The organism is Pantoea sp. E956-1, from assembly GCF_982223955.1.
In genome coordinates this window covers 1-548 of the sequence record NZ_CEUYZP010000037.1, presented here as the reverse complement: position 1 = coordinate 548, position 548 = coordinate 1, and the positions used below count along the sequence as shown (strand labels likewise).

Annotated in this window: 1 protein-coding gene and 1 pseudogene; one reads left to right on the top strand and one right to left on the bottom strand. The window is 59.3% G+C overall.

The genetic code is table 11. The features are described 5' to 3' along the window. The coding region (locus AC0T7J_RS25115; protein WP_473798437.1) for an amidohydrolase family protein at positions 1 to 295 on the top strand (295 nt) is incomplete at its 5' end. Between the two features lie 151 nt (positions 296 to 446). On the opposite strand, the pseudogene AC0T7J_RS25110 reads toward AC0T7J_RS25115, so the two are convergent. Continuing rightward, positions 447 to 548, bottom strand: a pseudogene (locus AC0T7J_RS25110) (alpha/beta fold hydrolase); the annotation flags it as partial.

Below are 548 nucleotides of genomic sequence, written 5' to 3'. Positions count from 1 at the left end.
ACACGTGCTGGGCTGGGCGACCAAGGGGTCGGCGAGCCTGCTCGGTCGCAGCGACATCGGCGAAATCGCCGTGGGCAAACAGGCGGATCTGGCGTTGTTCAAGCTCGATGAACTGCGCTTCTCCGGTAGCCATGATTCGATTTCGGCGTTGCTGCTGTGTGGCGTGGATCGGGCGGATCGAGTGATGATTGGCAGCAAGTGGCGTGTGGTTGATGGGCAGGTTGAAAGGTTGGACCTGAAAGGTTTGATCGCCGATCACAGTAAGGCGGCTCGGCAGTTGATTGCCGGCACCTGAGTCACCGCCGTTCAAAACTGTGGGAGCGAGCCTGCTTGCGAAGGCGGAGTGTCATTCGCAGATAATTAGACTGGAGCGACGCCTTCGCGGGCAAGCCCGCTCCCACAGGGGATCAGTGTTGCCGATATCGCGGTAGTCCTGATTGAGGCGATTACCCGCGAATAAACGCCAACAAATCCGCATTGATGGTTTCCGCTTGCGTCGTCGGCATGCCATGCGGGAAGCCGGGATACGACTTCAGTGTGCCGTTGGG